Here is a 15,323-nt window from a genome sequence, read left to right as displayed (position 1 = left end):
GATGGACCGGCTCAGGCTTCGCCGTCGAGCATGCTGATGCGCACCAGGTCGGCCACGTTGTCGACCCCCAGCTTGCTCATCAGGCGCGCCTTGTGCACCTCCACCGTGCGCACGCTGATGCCCAGCGCCGGGCCGATCTCGCGGTTGTGGCGGCCCAGCACCACCAGCTGCATCACTTCCCGCTCGCGCGGCGTCAGCTCGTCCAGCAGGTCCCGGCTGCGGCTGCGGCGCTGCCGCTCGCTGTAGTCGGCGCGGGCGCGGCCCAGCGCCTCGTCGATGGCGGCGATCAGCTTGGCGTCGTCGAACGGCTTTTCCAGGAAGTCCACCGCGTCGGCCTTGAACGCCGCGCGCGCCATGCTGACGTCGCCGTGTCCGCTCATGATGATCACCGGTATGCGGCAGCCGCGCGCGGTCAGCTCCTGCTGCAGGCTCAGGCCGTCCATGCCGGACATGCGGATATCGATCAGCAGGCAGCCGGACCACGAGGCCTGCCACGCCTGCAGGAAGGCCTCGCCGCTGGCGAACATCGCCGTGCGGTAGCCGCGCACGCCCAGCAGCAGGCTCAGGGCGTCGCGCACGGAAGGGTCGTCGTCGACGATGAATACGGTCAAATCATGCTGCATAGCTCACCTGTTCTCCATCTTGTTCGGGCTTGTGTTCCCCGCTGCGCGCCAACGGCAGCGCCATCCTGAAAATCCCGTGGTCGCCCACCTCGGCCCACAGCGAACCGCCGTGCGCCTCCATGATCGCGCGGCTCAGCACCAGTCCCAGGCCCAGGCCGCTGGCCTTGGACGACACGAACGGCTCGAACAGGCGCGCGGCCAGCGCCGCCGACACGCCCTTGCCGCTGTCCTCGACCGACAGCTGCAGGCAGCCGCGCTGGCTGTCGAGCTTTTCGGCCGACAGCGTGATGCGGCGCGCGCCGGCCGGCTGCTCCTGCACCGCCTCGATCGCGTTGGCGATCAGGTTGCGCAGCACCAGTTCCAGCTGCAGGCGGTCGGCCAGCACCGACAGCTGCGGTATCTCGCGCACCTGCAGCTCGACGCCCTGCTCGCGCAGCTGGCTGAAGAACTGCTGGCTGATGCCCGACACCAGCTGGCCGGCCTCGACCGGCTCCAGCTTCATCGCGCCGGTGCGGAAGAAGTCGCGCAGCCGCCGCACCACTTCGGCGGCCCGGCCCGACTCGGCGATCATGCGCTGGATCGCGCTCTTCAGCATCTCGCTGCTGCCTGCCTCGCCCCGCTCGAGCAGGTATTCGCACGCCTTGCCGTAGGTGGCCAGCGCCGTCAGCGGCTGGTTCAGCTCATGCGCCAGCGCGGCGGCCATCTCGCCCGCCGCCGCCAGCCGCAGCGTTTGCTTCAGGTCGGCCGCGACCTTGCGCAGCTCATCGACCGCGATGCCGATCGAAAAGCCCACCAGCGCCAGCATCGCGTCGAGCATCTGCAGCTCCGGCACGGCGATATCGACCGCGTGGTTCCACTTGACCAGCGCGCCGATGCCGGCCTGCAGCGCGAACACCATCAGCGCCGTGCCGTACAGGCCCTGGCGGAACGCGGCCCAGATCACCGGCAGGAACAGGAAGTAAAAATGCTTGAACTCGGACGTGGCGATGGTGCCGAACACCATCCAGAGCACGAACAGCGCCAGCGCCAGGTAGCTCACCGTCTCGGCGCGCCAGACGATGGTGCGCAGCCGCTGGCGGCCCGGCGCGGTCGACAGCATCCAGATCAGCGGCATCGACACCAGCACGCCCACCATGTCGCCGATGCCGAAGCGCAGCACCGCCATGCCCCACTGCCCGGCCGGGATCAGCCCCGCCGCCGACAGCAGCGAAATATAGACCAGGTCGTTGACCAGCGTGCCGAGCGCCACGATCAGCACCCAGCGGAACAGCCGGTCGCGGTTGTCGAACACGCCGCCGCCGCCGAACTGGCGCCGCAGCGCCACGCCGATCAGACCGTAGCCCACGGTCAGCCACAGCGACGACAGCAAGGTCACCAGCATGCCGGCCGGCATGCCGCGCACCAGCAGGTCGCCGCCGACCAGCGCGAGGAACCAGGGCAGCGCCGCGCGCCAGCCATGGCGCAGCCAGAACACCAGCCCCAGCGCCGGATCCGGATTCCACGGCGTGATGTTCAGCCCGTACAGCGGATCGATATAGGTGGCCCAGTCGAACAGCAGGTACAGCGCGATAAACGCTGGAAATTCGAGGTAGCGGAGACGGGAGTGGGCCATCGGGCGATAGTGCGTTCGGTAGCGTGTGATGTATCGTAATGTAGCATTATGCATGGGCAAAACCCATCGCGCATTGCTTTTTCCACCTACGTGTAACCCTTAAGGGTTTGGCATTCCCTCTATAGCACAGCAGTGAATTGCGCGCCGCAATTATTAAGTGGAATGCGTACGCCTTTACCCCAATTTACATTACGTTACACGATGGATACACTCGTTACTTATCGTAATGGCACCTCCCATTGACTTGAAGACACAGGTTTCAACCTGTCAGATCGCCGCGCCCCACCCTAGCGCCGCAGGTCGTGTCTCTCGTGCAGCTGCCGCACTACAGCCCTTTGCAGCCCGTTTTCAAGAGAGACGTCACGATGTCGCACTTAATCACCATCCATTCCGGCGCAGCAGATTTTCAAGGTCTGAAGCACCTGCGCGAAACGCTCAAGCTGTCGCTGCGCGCCGCCCTGCACCGCCAAGCCACCTATGGCTGGCTGCAGCTGCTCAATTCCCATCCGCTGTTCGCCGAGCTGGTCAAGGCCCGTCCGCGCCTGGTCTACAAGATTTACCGCCCCTACCTGAGCAATACGATGGACTGCACGCAGCGCGTAGAACTGTTGCGGCAGCACTACCGCTTCGTGTTCCGCCACGGCCTGGGGCCGCTGACGGTGCGCGCCGCGCGCGGCCCGGTGGTGCTGGGCGGCGTGAGCGGCAAGTCCGGCCTGCCCTACCAGATCCGGCTGCGGGCGATCGAACCGATGGAGCGCGAAGGCGAGCTGGTGCTGCAACTGATGCAGGATGCCGAGCTGGTCTATAGCTGCGCGTTCTCGTTCTTCCAGGGCGAGCGGGGCACGGTGCTGGGCATAGGCTGCATGCAGGGGCCGAGGGGCGAGCAGGGCTTGCAGCTGATCAAGGACGCGACCCGCGAACTGCACGGCCTGCGGCCGAAGAACATGATGGTCAAGCTGCTGGGCCAGATCGGCCACGACTACGGCTGCGCCGAGCTGCGACTGGTCGGCAACGCCAATCGCGCCGTGTGCGGCGCCACCCGCCAGGGCAAGGTGCACGCCGACTACGATACGCTGTGGCAGGAAATGGAAGCGCGCCCGCGCGCCGACGGCGACTACCAGCTGGACTGCGAGGCGATCAATCCGCCGGACCTGGCCGCCATCGCGTCGAAGAAACGCTCGGAGGCGCGCAAGCGCCACGACACGCTGATCGCGCTGGCCGAAGCCATCCGCGGCGGCCTGCAGGCGCCGCGTTTCGAGGCCGTGCCGACGCCGCTGAGCCAGAATTATTCCACCTTGGCACCCGGCGCACGCGATGGCGACGAATACGCGCTGGCGTAGGCAAGCCGCGCCCGGCTGCCTGTCGTTGATTATTTTTTTGCCGGCGCGGTTCCACCAGAAACCGTGCCGCCGGAGGAGCCGCCCGATGAGGTAGAAGCGGTGGCGCCTGTGGTCGTAGTGGAGGATACAGACGAACTCGAGCTCGAACTTGAGCTCGAACTCGCATGCGCCTTTTTTTCCTCGCCCTTGGGGGCGACATATGGAAGTATCTTATACGGGAACGAGTAGAAACGCCTTGCAGCTTCAGTCCCTGTGCCCGGCATTGTCAGTTTCGGCATGAACACAAAAGTGCCAGGCTTCTTGTCCTTGATGTTCCTGACGTTCTTGGCATATTGAAAGCTGACCACAATCGGCGCCCCCCGGCGACGCGCCCATGCTCCGAACGCATTGCAACAACTGCCGCACGGACCGTGGGTCTGCATGATCAGCAAGATGCCTTCATCGTGTATAACGTGAGCACGGCCAAAAAAATCAGCCTCATGACATCCGGCGGTCTTGTTGTGACTCTCGTCGGCAGCAATCGTCTGTATATTGGCGGGCCGGCCAACGGGCATCGTGCATAGTCCCACTGTAAATCTCATCAAATTCGTCGGATCCGCAGAATCGACTCCGGTGTCCGACACAGAAAACCCATATATTTCTTCGACCAGATAACGCCAGGTCATGTCGCTCCAGCCGGGAATTTGCGGCAGGCCGCTTAAGTCGCTTATGGGCTGGAACACTGCGTGAGGCGTCTCCGTTACCAGCACATCCCAATCGATAGGCTGGACCTCCACAGCGTCAGCCACGTCCTTACCAAACTCTTCGTGCTTTGCGCACAGGTCGAGATACTGATACGTGGTTTTGCAATAAACGCCGGGAGCGCCGCAAAATCTACAGTTCGGCCTGACAACAGACATGGCTGGATCTCTTCAAGAATTTCGGAGTTTAATATTAACAACATTAACGAGTAAAAATATCTCCCTTTGTAACGCGGCGCACGGTTGGCGGCAGCGTGAAGCGGGACATAAATTTCCGGTACTATGGGTACTTTCGTCCAGGGAGGAAGCCATGCGAGTGGATATTTATTGCCGAGATGAAGCGAAGGGCAAGCACAGCTATCTGGCTGTGCCGGAAGGAAAGCCCATCCCCGAGGAAGCCACCAATACCGACTGGCACCCCGAAGCCCAGCAGGTGGAAGTCGACGACAACCAGGACGACCTGTCCCGCTACCATATCGTTCACCCGCTGCAGCAGATCGGAGCCAAGGGATACGCCATCACCGGCGTGAACCAGCAGCTCTGATCACTGATCAATACTCGATCGCGACGTCCCTGGCGCCCAGCACCTGCTGCAGCGCCAGTTGCAGTTCGTCCGACGGCGCCACGCGCCAGCCCTCGCCCAGCTGCAGCACGCAGCTGACGCCTTGCGGCGTGATGCGCGCCGACACCGGCAGGCCGTCCGCGTGGCGGTGCGGCGCCAGTACCTCGGCCACCTTGCGCACGTCGACCGTGGTCGGCAAGGCCATGCCCAGCTGCTTGCCGTAGTTGACGCGCGCGGTGACGATGTCGAACACCTTCTCGGCCGAGATGCGCAAGCCGCCCGAGAAGCGGTCTTCCGACACCTTGCCCACCACGGCCAGGAACTCGTCGTCCTTGAACATGCGCTTGTTCTCTTCGAACACCTCGGCATACACGGTCACCTCGACCACCGCGGTCTTGTCGTCCAAGGTGACGATCAGGATTTTGCCCCGCTGCGTCATCTGCGGACGGATGCCGGTGATCACGCCGCACAGCATGCGCGGCTCGCGCGACGGCTCCAGCTCGGACAGCTTGGTGCGAGCGAAGCGGCGCGCTTCCGGCGCGAACGAGTCGAACATGTGGCCGGACAGGTAGAAGCCCAGCGCGATCTTTTCCTCGGCCAGCTTCTGGCGGTCGGTGAACGGCGCGGCCTTGACGTATTCCGGCGGCGCCACCAGGTCGGAATCGTCGCCGCCGAACAGGCTGACCTGGTTGGCCGCCTTGGCTTCCTGGTCGGCGCACTCCATCGCGAAGCTGACCGAGGCCAGCAGGATGGCGCGGTCGATGTTCAGGCAATCGAAGGCGCCGGCGCGTATCAGCGATTCGATGGTGCGGCGGTTGATCTGCTTCTTGTCGACCCGCTTGCAGAAGTCGAACAGGCTGGTGAACGGGCCGCCGGCGGTGCGCGCGGCGATGATGGCCTCGATCGCGTTCTGGCCGGCGCCCTTGCAGGCGCCCAGGCCGTAGCGAATCTGCGTGACCTTCTTGCCGGTCACCGACGGCGGCGGGCCGTCCGGCATGAAGCGGAAGTCGGACTTGTTGATGTCCGGCGGCAGGATGGTCAGGCCGCAGATGTCGATCGAGTCCTCGACCAGGATCTTGACCTTCTCCGTGTCCTCCATCGCCAGCGACATATTGGCCGCCATGAACGCGGCCGGATGGTGCGCCTTCAGGTAGGCGGTGTGGTAGGACAGCAGCGCGTAGGCGGCGGCGTGCGACTTGTTGAAGCCGTAGCCAGCGAACTTTTCCATCAAGTCGAAGATCTCGTCGGCCTTCTGCGCGGACAGGCCGTCCTTGGCCGCGCCGGCGCGGAAGATCTCGCGGTGTTCCGCCATCTCCTCGGCTTTTTTCTTGCCCATCGCGCGGCGCAGCATGTCGGCGCCGCCCAGCGAGTAGCCGCCGACGATCTGCGCCATCTGCATCACCTGCTCCTGGTACACCATGATGCCGTAGGTTTCGGACAAGATGGATTCGGTGCGCGGATCGGGATAATCGAATTTCTCGCCGTGCTTGCGCTTGCAGAAGTCCGGGATCAGGTCCATCGGGCCCGGACGGTACAGCGCCACCAGCGCGATGATGTCCTCGAAGCGGTCGGGACGCGCGTCCTTCAGCATGCCCTGCATGCCGCGCGACTCCAGCTGGAACACGGCCACCGTCTTGGCCTTGGTCAGCAGCTCGTAGGACGGGCGGTCGTTCAGCGGCAGCTTGGCCAGGTCGAAGTCGGCCTCCTTCGGATCGAGCGCCTTGATGTAGCGCACCGCGCGGTCGAGAATGGTCAGCGTGGTCAGGCCCAAAAAGTCGAACTTGACCAGGCCCACGGCTTCGACGTCGTCCTTGTCGTACTGCGACACCACGCCGCCGTCGCCGCCCTGCGTGTACAGCGGGCAGAAGTCGGTCAGCTTGCCCGGCGCGATCAGCACGCCGCCGGCGTGCATGCCGATGTTGCGGGTGATGCCTTCGACCTGCTGCGCCAGGTCCAGCAGCTGCGCCACTTCCTCTTCATTTTGCTGGCGCTCCTTGAGCATCGGCTCTTCCTCGATCGCCTCGGCGATCGACACCGGCTTGCCCGGCTTGAACGGAATCAGCTTGGACACGCCGTCGCAGAAGTTGTAGCCGAAGTCCATCACGCGGCCGACGTCGCGGATCGCGCCCTTGGCCGCCATGGTACCGAAGGTGGCGATCTGCGACACCGCGTCGCGGCCGTACAGGTCCTTGACGTGCTGGATCACCAGGTCGCGCTTCTCCTGGCAGAAGTCGATGTCGAAGTCGGGCATCGAGACGCGTTCGGGATTGAGGAAACGCTCGAACAGCAGGTTGTACTTGAGCGGATCGAGGTCGGTGATCTTCAGCGCGTACGCCACCAGCGAACCGGCGCCCGAACCGCGGCCGGGCCCGATCGGCACGTCGTTGTTCTTGCCCCACTGGATAAACTCCGCCACGATCAGGAAGTAGCCGGGGAACTTCATGTTGATGATGGTGTTGTTCTCGAACTCCAGCCGGTCCTCGTAGCGCTTGCGGTTGGCCTCGCGCTTTTCCGGGTCCGGGTACAGCTGCACCAGGCGCTCCTCCAGGCCCTTCTTGGTTTCCGCGCGCAGGAAGTCGTCGATGGTCATGCCCGGCGTGGGGAAGTTCGGCAGCTGCGGCTTGCCCAGGGTCAGCGTCAGGTTGCAGCGCTTGGCGATCTCCACCGAGTTCTGCAGCGCGGCCGGCAGGTCGTGGAACAGCTCGCGCATTTCCGCCTGCGACAGGAAGCGCATCTGCTCGTTGAACCTGCGCACCCGCTTGTTATTGGCCAGCATCTCGCCTTCGGCGATACAGGTGCGGGCTTCATGGGCGATGAACTCGTCCTTGGAAATGAACTGCACCGGATGGGTGGCCACCACCGGCAGGCCCAGCTTGGCCGCCAGCGCGACCGCGTGGCGCACCTGGGTTTCCTGGTTGGCCTGGCCGGCGCGCTGGATCTCGACGTAGAAATGACCGGGGAAGAGCTTGGCCCACTTCTCGGCGTTCTTTTCGGCCAGCGCCGGGTTGCCGTTCTCGATGGCCTGGCCGACGTCGCCGAAGTGCGCGCCGGACAGCACGATCAGGCCGTTGGCCGGACTGTCGTCGGGCAGCAGCGCATAGGTCTTGGAAGTCAGCTCGGCCAGCCACTCGGTGCGGATCTCGGCGCGGCCCTTGTACTGGTTGGTCAGCCAGGCTTGCGACAGCAGTTCGCACAGCTGCAGATAGCCCATGCGGTTTTTCGCGAACAGCATCAGGCGCGACGGCTTTTCCCGGTTGTCGTCGTTGGTGATCCAGACGTCGACGCCGACCACCGGCTTGATGCCCTTGCCGCGCGCGGCCTTGTAGAACTTGACCATGCCGAACATATTGGCCAGGTCGGTGACGGCCAGCGCGGCCTGCTTGTCCTTGGCGGCGGCGCCGACCAGGTCGTCGATGCGGACCAGGCCGTCGACGATGGAATACTCCGAGTGCACCCGCAGATGGACGAAAGCCGGTCCGACCGGGGCTACCGCTGAAGTTACCGCCGGGTTGGCCACCACTTCTTGTTCGTTTGCTACCATGTTCATATGCCGCTCGTTGCTGGTTCGATATCCGGCTATTTTACCGTGCGGCGGCCTGGTGCGATGGAACAATATGGCGGGCATGGCTACTCATGGGCATACGCCCACCGCCGGGCCCAGCCATCCACGACAACCATGCCCAGCTTCCCGACCAGTCTTCCCCCCTTGCCGCCGGCCGACGCCGGCGCGCAGTATCTGCGCCCCGGCGAAGCCGGGACAGCCCAGGCGCAAGCCGGCGTGACGCAGGTGACGACAACCAACCGCCACGGCATCTCCAAGGCGGTGCTACGCATGGGAAATCTGCCAGACGAATTGATTGCCGACGTCGGTGTGTACTTGCAAGATCCACGCGACCTGCTGGCCCTCAGCCTTACCGGATCCGTCCAGCGTGCCGCGCTGGACGCGCAGATGCGCACGGTCCGCGCCGACGCCCTGATACCCAACATAGCCAACCCGGAGCAATATGCCACGGCGCGCGCGGCAGTGCGCCGCGTGCGGGAGCCGCTGCGCGCCGAACGCATCGCTGCGCTGACCAACAAGATCCAGCACAGCGGCGACCGGCCTGTGGCCGCTTTCCAGCACCTGGTCGCAGACCTGACGGAACTTTCGCCGCCCCATCGCGCAGACGCGTTCGCCCGGCTAACCGACCTGTTGCGTCTGATGAGTGTGGGCCACATCCCTCTGGAGCGCGATCAGCGGCGCGGCCATGCGGCCCTGCTGAAGCTGGCGCAGGAAATGCCGCCCGCCCTTCAGCGCGAGCCGCTGAGATGCCTGTCGCAAGCCTGGCTGCCACCCGACTGCGTCGCGCAAGCAAGGGCTGCGCTGGCGGCGCTTGGCCCCGGCTGACGGCCGGCGGGCTATTGAAATACGGCGATGCCCGCCGCGCCCGCAGCTTTGATCAGCTTGGCATCGAAGCTGGCGAGTGCGCCGCTGCTGCGCAACGCCAATTCCAGATAGCACGCATCGTACGCGGTCAGGTCGTATAGCCTGGCCAATGCCATGATCGCGTCCCGATGCGCCGCGGTTTCGGCGACGTCGACGCGGATAGACAGCCGATCCAGCCGCCGCAGGAAATCGGCGCCCTGGACGGGGGTGATGACGCGGCGGCGCTCTCCGACCAGCAAGGCATTGGCAACTTCAACATGCCACAGCGCAGGCACGCTGGCCGACGCCCCGGACAAAGCCTGCAGCGCCCGGTCGGCGAGATCCCGCTCTGCGGCGTCCGCCCGCTCAAAGATCCAGGACAGCACCATGGACGCATCCAGCACCAACATCATCGGCGCCCCTCGCCTATCCATTCCAGCACCTGATGTCCATCGACGCCCGTGATTTTCTTGAGTTGCCGCATCGCCTCCACTGCGGCATGACTGCTGCCAGCCGTGGCACTGCCAAACGGCACCAGATCCGCCACCGGCTCGCCGCGAACCGTGATGGTATAGCGCTGCCCCCCGCGCACTTCGCGCAGCAATTCAGAAAGTTTTGCCTTCGCATCAAATGCGCCGATCTCTTTGTACATGGCGACCTCAACCTAGTTCACGACCTAGTTTGATTTTACGCTTGTTCAATGCGTTGCGGTGCTCATTTTTTGTGCAGACCCTCGATAAAATGCCACACTAACGCGTATAATGTCGGCTCTTCAATTTGATCTCATTCCATCATGCACGCTAATACTGCTTTACAAGCTGAAGCGCATGCCGCCGCCATCGCTGCCGCTGCCGCTCACGTCAACATTGCCGCCTACAAGTTCGTTACCTTCGACAACACCGAAGAGATGCGTCCGCTGTACCAGGACATCTGCAAGCGGCTCGGCCTCAAGGGCACCATCCTGCTGACGCCGGAAGGCATCAATATGTTCCTGTCCGGCCCGCGCTCGCACATCGACGAGTACCTGGCCTGGGTGCGCGCGGACGCCCGCTTCGCCGACCTGGAAGTGAAGGAAAGCTATTCGGTCGAGCAGTCGCACAAGCGCATGCTGGTCAAGATCAAAAAAGAAATCATCACCATGCGCATGCCGCTGATCAAGCCTGAGGAAGGCCGCGCGCCGTTCGTCGAGGCGCACACGCTCAAGCGCTGGCTCGACAACGGCGTCGACGACCACGGCAAGCCGGTGGTCATGGTCGACACCCGCAACGATTTCGAGGTCGACGTCGGCACCTTCGACAACACGGTCGACTACCGCATCAAGAAGTTCACCGAGTTCCCGGAAGTGATCGCCGCCCACAAGGGCGACTTCGAAGGCAAGACCGTGGTCACCTTCTGCACCGGCGGCATCCGCTGCGAAAAAGCCGCGATCCACATGCAGAACATCGGCTACGAAAACGTCTACCAGCTCGAAGGCGGCATCCTCAAGTACTTCGAGGAAGTCGGCGGCGCCCACTACACCGGCGACTGCTTCGTGTTCGACTACCGCACCGCGTTGAACCCGAAACTGGAACCGACCGAGACCGTGCAATGCTTCGTCTGCCGCGCCGTGGTCACCCCGCGCCAGCAGCTGTCGCCGGAGTATGTCTACGAGAAGTCGTGCCCGCACTGCTACAGCAAGGAATAAGGAAAACGGCGCCCGAGGGCGCCGTTGCTGTATGGCTGATTGCTATGTGATGCGCGGCTCTGATTCGCCACCATGGCTAGGCTGTCACACGATGGGTGCGCCACGCCCGCATCCGTTGCAGGATATCTCTCGCTTTGACTTCCAACCCTTCTTTGTCCATATAAAACTCGGGATTTTCGGCCAACAATTCAAGATTGTCCGTAGTGGAATCGACATCGCCAAAAAGTTCATCCAGTAACAAAAAAAGCGGCTCATCCAGTTGCTCTGTCTCGCTTTGAAAACGTTCCATGAAAGTAGTACTGAACTCCTCGATGGATAGCTTGTGCCCCAAAAAGCGCTCTATCAAGTCACCGTACATTTCAACTGCTTTGCTCATGCTGTCCCCCTCCCAATCTGCCAGTCCTCAGTAGTATCCATTTGACATCGCCCACGCCAGTGAGGTTCAAATGAAGATGATGCAACGGACAAGCCAATATATGGTGACATCGCGCAAAGCCATGTCAACTGGTGGTCAAGCACTGAGCGGCCGGCGTGCTGCGGTTCGTTGCGGCAAGCCTGATACGCTTTATAATCAGGCAATTCCCTGCCGGAAACGAACACAACAACAATGTCCATCGAAAAAATCAAACTGGCGGCGGCCTGGCTGCTGCTTGCCGCCACCGCCACGCTGCTGCGCTTCAAAGTCACGCTGAACAGCGATACGCTGTTCCTCGATTCCCTGTTCACCGACCTGTTCCAGCACGGCGGACGCTGGACGGAATGGAAATTCGTCCAGGCCCCCGCCTTCGTGCCCGACATGCTGCTGTACCTGATCGCCTATCCGCTGTGGCCCGACGCGCCCGGCCGCATCTTCGCGGTGTCGGCAGCGCAGGTGCTGCTGCTGGGCGCCGCCGCGCTGTGGTGCGCGCGCCAGGTCGCGCCGCAACTGAGCCGCTCGGCGCAGGCCGCGCTGCTGCTGTTGCTGGCCTACGTGACGCTGACCGCGTCCGCCTCGGGCATGTGGTTTTATTTTTACAGCACCAACAACCACCTCGGCGCCACCATGGCCGGCCTGGTCGGGCTGGGCCTGCTGCTGCGCCACCTAGCCGCGCCGCGCTGGAGCACAGCGCTGCTGCTGGTGTTGCTGATCGCCGCCGCCAAGGCCTCGACCCGGCTGTTCGCGCTGACCTTCGTCACGCCGCTGGTGGTGCTGGCCGCGCTGGCGCTGATCGCGCTGCCGAAACAGTCGCACCTGCCGCTGCGCTGGCGCCGCCAGGCCTGGCGCCTGCTCGGCCTGCTGGCCGCCTCGCAGCTGCTGGCCTCGGCGCTGGAAGCGCTGCTGATCCGTAACATCCCCTACGAAGGCCACGCGCACGCCTCGCCCGAGACGGTCGGCAACTCACTCAAGCTGTTCATGCAGGCCACCGCCGCCGCGTTCTCGCCGTCCAACCACTGGGTGCAGGCGCTGGCCATCGCGCTGCTGCTGGTGCTGGGCTACCTGCTGGTGGCGCTGCTGCGCCGGCTGGAGCTGGATCCGGCCGGCCCGGCGCTGCGCTGGCCGCGCCTGGGCGGCGATCTCGGCTGGCGCTACGGCGCCGCCGCCGCGCTGCTGTGCGTGGCGCTGCCGGTCACCGTGACCGGCTCGGTGCTGTCGTCCGGCTTCGGCGACCTGAACTCCTACCGCTACTTCACCTTCCCGCTGACGCTGGCCTGCGTGCTGGCCGTGATCCTGCTGGACCACCATCACCGCCGCCGCGCGCTGGCCTGGCACGTGGGCGCCGTGCTCGGCGCGGCCGTCATCGCCGCCGGCGCCGTCCAGGTCACGCGCCAGCAACAACCCAACGTCGACATGGCCAGCAGCGTGGCCGACTGCCTGAAGGCGATCGAGGCCGGCGGCTTCCCGCTCAAGGCCGGCATCGGCGACTACTGGAACGGCAGCGCCATCAGCTACTACCTGCCGCGCCACAATCCGGTGACGATCACCACCAACGACACGGTGCCGATGTTCTGGGTGACCACCCTGGGTCCGCTGCTGCGTCCGCAAAACTATCCGGCGCACCAGCACTACAACTTCGCGCTGCTGCGCGACAACGGCGCCGGCGGCCAGTTCGACTACACGCCGGACACCATCGGCAAGCTGCTGCCGCCGCCCAGCCGCGTCCAGGCCTGCCCGGTCGACCGCATGCAGATCTGGCTGTACGACGGCGACCAGCTCGACACCGCCATGGCCCGCGTCAAGGCCGACTACCTCGCGCGCCGCGCAGCCAGGAAATGACGATGCTGCTGCGCTTCGTCGCGCTGTCCGGCCTGGGCTGGCTGTGCGACATGGCCACCTTCACGCTGCTGGTCAAGCTGGCCGGCTGCCCGGCGCCGCTGGCCAATATCGCGTCGTCGTACGCCGGCGTCACCTTCGTCTGGTTCACCTCGCTCAAGTCGGTGTTCCAGCACAGCGGGCCGCGCGGCGGGCGCCACCTGCTGATCTACTGGGGCTACCAGCTGCTGTCCATCCTCGCCTACTCCCACATCCTGGGACTGGTCGCGGCCGCGCTGCCCAACCCGCTGGTCGCCAAGATCTTCATCACCCCATTCAACCTGGTCACCAACTTCATCTTCATGAAGACGCTGACCCGCACCATGCGAGCACCATAAAACCATGAACACACCCCGTCCACGCATCCTGGTCTTCATTCCCGCCTACCGCTGCGAGGCGCAGCTGGTGCGCGTCATCGACCAGTTCGACCAGCGCGTCCAAGGCTGGATCGACACCGTGATGGTGGTCGACAACCGCTCGCCCGACCGCACGCTGGAAGCGGCCATCGAGCGCGGCCGCGAGAAGCTGACCGGCTGCCACTTCATCGCATGGCGCAACGACGACAACTACGGTTTGGGCGGTTCGCACAAGGCCGCCATGCGCTACGCCATCGAGCAGGGCTACGACTACCTGGTGGTGCTGCACGGCGACGACCAGGCCAGCATCGCCGACCTGATCCCGCAGCTGGAGCAAGGCGCGCACCTGGACGCCGACTGCCTGCTGGGCGCGCGCTTCATGCGCGGCAGCCGCCTGCAGGGTTACTCGACGCTGCGCACGGTCGGCAACGTGGTGTACAACAAGCTGTTCTCGCTGGTGGCCTGGCGCCGCATCAGCGACCTGGGCTCGGGTCTGAACCTGTACAAGCTGGCGGCGCTGCGCGAGTTCTACTATCGCGGCTTCCCCGACGACCTGACCTTCAACTACGTGATGCTGCTGGCCAGCTATCACCGCGGCCAGCGCGTGCGCTTCTTCCCGATCAGCTGGCGCGAGGAAGACCAGGTCTCGAACGTGCGGCTGTTCCGCCAGGCCTTCAAGGTGCTGTCGCTGCTGGGCGGCTTCCTGCTGGGACGCGGCGGCTTCCTGCGGCGCGACCTGCGCGCCCGCGCCATCGACGCCTATACCGGCCAGATCGTCCACAACCAGGCGCCGGCACAGGCCAACCCGTCCGCCGCAGGCTCGCATCCATGATACGCGCGGCGCCCCGCCTGGTCCCGGCCTACTGCACCGCGCTGGCGCTGCTGGTGCCGCTGTGGCTGCTGATGCACTGGACGCCGGTGGCCGAGCTGCTGCACCACGGCGACACGCCGCTGCTGCTGGCCGTCTGCGCGCTGTATGGCGCGGCCCATCTGTCGCGCATGCTGCGGCTGGCGCTGCTGACCTTGAACCAGCGCGACAAGGCGCCGGCGCTGGCCGCCGCCCACGCGCTGACCGCCTTCCCCAGCAGCCTGCTGCCGTTCAAGATCGGCGAGGTGCTGCGGCTGGCCGCGCTGTTCCACGTCTACGACTACCGGCGCGAGGCGCTGGCCGTGTGGCTGGCCGAACGCTTCGGCGACGTGCTGGTGCTGGCCACGCTGATCCTCGGCCTGTATCTGCTGCGGGTCGACGTGCCGCCGGCGATGCGGCTGGTGTTCGTGCTGTTCGTCGTCGTCAGCGCCTTCGCGCTGACCGCGCTGTTCGCCGTGGCCAAGACTTTCGTCTACCTGAACCGGCACCTGGTGCTGAGCAGCCACAGCGCGCGCGGCCTGCGCCTGCTGCGCGCCAGCCATGCGCTGCGCCAGCTGGAGCTGGCCATCTACCGCGCGGTCGAGGGCCGGCTGGCCGGCTTCCTGCTGGTGTCGCTGCTGATCTGGGTGCTGGAGATCGCCGCGCTGGCACTGTTCATCCAGCTGATGGCCGACGGCTGGTCCGGCTTCGCCGGCCTGTTCGCCAGCGGCGTCATGGCCAGCCTGGCCGGCAGCGGCTCGGCCGCGTATGGCCTGTACCGCTCGCTGGCGCTGGTCGCCCTGACCCTGCTGTTCCTGGCCGGCCTGGCGCTGGCCGCCCGCATCCGACACACAAGGCCCTGAT

At 64.8% G+C, this 15,323-nt stretch carries 15 protein-coding genes; 8 read left to right on the top strand and 7 right to left on the bottom strand.

Annotated elements, in window-relative coordinates; genetic code table 11:
* Positions 1–11: 11 nt before the first annotated feature.
* Positions 12–623 (bottom strand): response regulator transcription factor, encoded by a 612-nt coding sequence (locus ACCD07_RS17245; RefSeq protein ID WP_353405101.1) that lies wholly within the window; start codon positions 621–623, stop codon positions 12–14.
* Positions 613–2,235, bottom strand: a complete 1,623-nt coding sequence (locus ACCD07_RS17240) for an ATP-binding protein (protein WP_413448059.1) — start codon at positions 2,233–2,235, stop codon at positions 613–615. The genes ACCD07_RS17245 and ACCD07_RS17240 overlap by 11 nt, the downstream gene beginning before the upstream one ends.
* A gap of 365 nt (positions 2,236–2,600) precedes the next feature.
* Between ACCD07_RS17240 and ACCD07_RS17235 the strand changes: the two genes are divergently transcribed.
* Complete coding sequence (locus ACCD07_RS17235) at positions 2,601–3,575, top strand: VirK/YbjX family protein (RefSeq protein WP_413448058.1); 975 nt, start codon at positions 2,601–2,603, stop codon at positions 3,573–3,575.
* 29 nt (positions 3,576–3,604) lie between these two features.
* Here the strand turns inward: ACCD07_RS17235 and ACCD07_RS17230 are convergent, their stop codons facing one another.
* Positions 3,605–4,474 (bottom strand): hypothetical protein, encoded by an 870-nt coding sequence (locus ACCD07_RS17230; protein ID WP_413448057.1) that lies wholly within the window; start codon positions 4,472–4,474, stop codon positions 3,605–3,607.
* Positions 4,475–4,625: 151 nt separating this feature from the next.
* On the opposite strand from ACCD07_RS17230, the gene ACCD07_RS17225 reads away from it, so the two are divergent.
* Positions 4,626–4,859 carry a DUF6139 family protein gene (locus ACCD07_RS17225; protein WP_353405097.1) on the top strand — a complete coding sequence of 78 codons (234 nt, stop codon included), beginning with the start codon at positions 4,626–4,628 and terminating at the stop codon, positions 4,857–4,859.
* Between the two features lie 7 nt (positions 4,860–4,866).
* Here ACCD07_RS17225 and dnaE read toward each other — a convergent pair whose 3' ends face one another.
* The gene (gene dnaE, locus ACCD07_RS17220) at positions 4,867–8,424 is read right to left on the bottom strand and encodes a DNA polymerase III subunit alpha (protein WP_353405096.1); all 3,558 of its coding nucleotides are present in this window, start codon (positions 8,422–8,424) and stop codon (positions 4,867–4,869) included.
* A gap of 129 nt (positions 8,425–8,553) precedes the next feature.
* Between dnaE and ACCD07_RS17215 the strand changes: the two genes are divergently transcribed.
* Positions 8,554–9,264 (top strand): hypothetical protein, encoded by a 711-nt coding sequence (locus ACCD07_RS17215; RefSeq protein WP_353405095.1) that lies wholly within the window; start codon positions 8,554–8,556, stop codon positions 9,262–9,264.
* A gap of 11 nt (positions 9,265–9,275) precedes the next feature.
* Here the strand turns inward: ACCD07_RS17215 and ACCD07_RS17210 are convergent, their stop codons facing one another.
* Both ACCD07_RS17210 and ACCD07_RS17205 read right to left on the bottom strand, forming a co-directional pair.
* A complete protein-coding gene (locus ACCD07_RS17210; protein WP_353405093.1) occupies positions 9,276–9,695 on the bottom strand; it encodes a type II toxin-antitoxin system VapC family toxin in 420 nt (139 codons plus the stop codon).
* Positions 9,692–9,934, bottom strand: coding sequence for a type II toxin-antitoxin system Phd/YefM family antitoxin (locus ACCD07_RS17205; protein WP_353405091.1), 243 nt, complete (start codon positions 9,932–9,934; stop codon positions 9,692–9,694). Before ACCD07_RS17205 ends, ACCD07_RS17210 begins: the two co-directional genes overlap by 4 nt.
* 141 nt (positions 9,935–10,075) lie before the next feature.
* Between ACCD07_RS17205 and ACCD07_RS17200 the strand changes: the two genes are divergently transcribed.
* Positions 10,076–10,966, top strand: coding sequence for a sulfurtransferase (locus tag ACCD07_RS17200; RefSeq protein ID WP_413448056.1), 891 nt, complete (start codon positions 10,076–10,078; stop codon positions 10,964–10,966).
* Positions 10,967–11,042: 76 nt separating this feature from the next.
* Here ACCD07_RS17200 and ACCD07_RS17195 read toward each other — a convergent pair whose 3' ends face one another.
* On the bottom strand, positions 11,043–11,342 hold the full coding sequence (locus ACCD07_RS17195; RefSeq protein ID WP_413448055.1) for a colicin immunity domain-containing protein: 300 nt from the start codon (positions 11,340–11,342) through the stop codon (positions 11,043–11,045).
* A 231-nt stretch (positions 11,343–11,573) separates the two neighbouring features.
* Between ACCD07_RS17195 and ACCD07_RS17190 the strand changes: the two genes are divergently transcribed.
* From ACCD07_RS17190 to ACCD07_RS17175, 4 genes are read left to right on the top strand one after another with little or no spacing between them, the layout of a single operon-like run.
* Positions 11,574–13,220: a hypothetical protein gene (locus ACCD07_RS17190; protein WP_413448054.1), complete on the top strand. Its 1,647-nt coding sequence runs from the start codon at positions 11,574–11,576 to the stop codon at positions 13,218–13,220.
* A complete protein-coding gene (locus tag ACCD07_RS17185; RefSeq protein WP_353405086.1) occupies positions 13,217–13,594 on the top strand; it encodes a GtrA family protein in 378 nt (125 codons plus the stop codon). The genes ACCD07_RS17190 and ACCD07_RS17185 overlap by 4 nt, the downstream gene beginning before the upstream one ends.
* Positions 13,595–13,598: 4 nt before the next feature.
* Complete coding sequence (locus tag ACCD07_RS17180; protein WP_413448053.1) at positions 13,599–14,444, top strand: glycosyltransferase family 2 protein; 846 nt, start codon at positions 13,599–13,601, stop codon at positions 14,442–14,444.
* Positions 14,441–15,322 carry a lysylphosphatidylglycerol synthase domain-containing protein gene (locus tag ACCD07_RS17175; RefSeq protein WP_353405083.1) on the top strand — a complete coding sequence of 294 codons (882 nt, stop codon included), beginning with the start codon at positions 14,441–14,443 and terminating at the stop codon, positions 15,320–15,322. Before ACCD07_RS17180 ends, ACCD07_RS17175 begins: the two co-directional genes overlap by 4 nt.
* The last annotated feature ends 1 nt before the right edge of the window (position 15,323 follow it).

The organism is Duganella sp. Dugasp56 (assembly GCF_047304105.1).
Taxonomy (GTDB): domain Bacteria; phylum Pseudomonadota; class Gammaproteobacteria; order Burkholderiales; family Burkholderiaceae_D; genus Rugamonas; species Rugamonas hordei.
Note: the sequence above shows the minus strand (reverse complement) of the source record. Positions and strands in the feature narration are given on the sequence as shown.